Origin of the sequence: Protofrankia sp. CiP1_Cm_nod1 (assembly GCF_920888515.1) — a bacterium.
Taxonomy (GTDB): Bacteria; Actinomycetota; Actinomycetes; order Frankiales; family Frankiaceae; genus Protofrankia.
In genome coordinates this window covers 1,455-3,646 of sequence record NZ_CAKKTM010000173.1, presented here as the reverse complement: position 1 = coordinate 3,646, position 2,192 = coordinate 1,455, and the positions used below count along the sequence as shown (strand labels likewise).

2 protein-coding genes are annotated in these 2,192 nt (G+C 73.1%); both read right to left on the bottom strand.

Annotated features, from left to right (window positions below; all coding sequences use genetic code 11):
* Positions 1-66 precede the first annotated feature (66 nt).
* Entirely contained in the window at positions 67-1,065 is a 999-nt protein-coding gene (locus NBX02_RS08220) for a hypothetical protein (protein ID WP_250290734.1), read from the bottom strand.
* 228 nt (positions 1,066-1,293) lie between these two features.
* On the bottom strand, positions 1,294-2,082 hold the full coding sequence (locus NBX02_RS08215) for a hypothetical protein (RefSeq protein ID WP_250290732.1): 789 nt from the start codon (positions 2,080-2,082) through the stop codon (positions 1,294-1,296).
* Between the last annotated feature and the right edge of the window lie 110 nt (positions 2,083-2,192).

Below are 2,192 nucleotides of genomic sequence, written 5' to 3'. Positions count from 1 at the left end.
CATGGCCGCTCGCGGCAGGCCCGGATGCCGGGCCCGCCGCGGGACGGCCGTCCACGACTCAGAGCGTCAGGTCGTGCTCCCGCTCTGTTTCCAGGCGCGGGCCCGGACGAGGAAGGCCTGGACGCCGTCCGCGTTCGCGTGACCGGCCCGCAGCGCGAACAGGGTCGCCGCCAGCGGGCGGCCCACCGCCCGGAACGGGCGGGGCGCCAGGTCGAAGGCGGTGCCGGCCCGGTCGAGCGCGGATTCCACGTCACCGCGGCGGGCGTCGGCGGCGGCCAGATGGGCGAGCGCGACCGCGACGAACCCCGGACGGTTCATCGCCGTCAGCGCGGGCAGGGCGACGTCGGCGTAGTCCGTGGCGGCGCTGTGGTCACCGGCCGCCGCGGCGGCGATCACTCCGTGGTAGGCGACCTCCACCGGGTGGACGGCACCGGGATCCTCCCCGCCGGGGGTCCCCCGCTGCTCGGCCGGCAGCGCGAACGCCTGGCCGATCGCCCGGTCGGCGATCCTGGCCACCTCGTCGGGACGCCCACCGGGCAGGACCGCCATCGCCCGCGCCTGCAACGCGAGCGCGGCGATGGCCACCGGGGTGCCGTCGGCCCGGCGCTGGCCGTCCATGGCAAGCCGCAACGCCGACTCCGGATGCTCCTCGTACAGCTCGATCATTCCGGCGATCTTCCGGGCGTAGCCGACGGCTAACGCGTCGCCGGCGGACCGGCCGTGCCGGTAGGCGGCCTCGGCGAGCCGCCGGGCCTGGTCGATCCGGTCGGTGTTGAACAGCGCGTCGGCGCGCAGCGCCTCGACATGGGCCAGGGTGGCACCGGCGGCCCGGCGCTGCGCCGGGGCCACCCGGCGCTCGGAGAGGCGGACGACCTCCGCGTAGAGGGCGTCCAGCCGCGGCAGGGATTCGGTCAGCGGAATGTCCTCGTACTCGCAGACCAGTACTCGGAAGCGCGTGTCGACGTCCGCCAGCTCGTCGACGAAGGGCGACATCGTCACTGCGCCGCCAGCGGCGAGAGTGGCCAGAACGGCGAGCTGACGTCGGCTCGGGGCCCCTGTATCCACCGTGATGACCTCCCTGACCTGGGCTTCTGGCCAGTGTCGGGCCATCGTCTCTGATCGTGCTGTTGATTGAGCATGCTTACTCCCCGTGTCGCTACGATCTGTACATATAACCGTAGCGACACGAGACGCTTGCGGTAAGTAAACAGGAAGGCATGTCTCGGGCCAGGTGTGTTCTCCGTCCCGTCCCGATGCGCTCTCCCCGGCGCGCTCCCCTCGGCGCGGCGGTCCTCAGGGGCGGGCTGGCGCGCTCGCCCGAGAACGCAGCACAAGGGAGCCCGCGAACAGACCAACGCTGATCGCGAGCTGCGCGAACCACCAGGCCGCCACATCGTGATGGCCCGAGGCCGGGCACAGCGCCGAGAGCGCCACGAGCCCGGCGCCCGCGTAGGTGGCCGCCCCGAGCCCCCAGCGGCGGCCGGCAAGCAGCGCGCCAAAGGCCACGAACAGCAGCACCAGGGTGACGTCACCGATGGCCCCGATCAGGACCGGCGTCCGCTCCACCGCCTGCGGGCCATCGGGAACCGGCTCGATCATCGTGGCGACGACGGTCCCGACGGCGAGAACGACAGCCCACCAACGCAGCACAGCCGACCGGACAGCACCGGCGGCAGCCGGCCCCACCCGCGACCTCGACCCCGCCGGCACCGACAAGGGGGACGAGCGCAGGGCATCCGGACGCCCCTGCCAGCCCTCGGCTTCCCGCCCGGCCAGCCGCACACCCCCACCAGCCCCGCCGCTCCCGCCGGCCTCACCCGCTCCGCCAACACCACCAACGCGGCCGACCCCACCGGTTCCACCGACCTCACCGACCTCACCGGCTCCACCAACGCCGCCGGCCCCGCCAGCGCCGCCCGCCACAGGCGCATCAGCCCCGCCGCCTGGCGCACCTCCGCCATCGGCGCCCGTACGGCCGATGACAGCGCTGTCGATATTCAGGGCGTCGACGTCCCAGCCAGCCCCGCTCACAGACGTCTGCCAACGGGCTGTCCCGGACTCCAGCTCAGTAGTGATCGTCATATTTCCACGATAGGCCAGCCCGCCACTCCACACGCCCTCGCGCCAACTTCCCGACACCTCCCCCAGCGCCACCCACCGACAAGAAGACAACATGCCCAGACACGCTGGCA

Excerpts from the sequence above, each read along its gene's own strand:
- NBX02_RS08215 (WP_250290732.1), bottom strand. The coding sequence starts at position 2,082 with ATGACGATCACTACTGAGCTGGAGTCCGGGACAGCCCGTTGGCAGACG.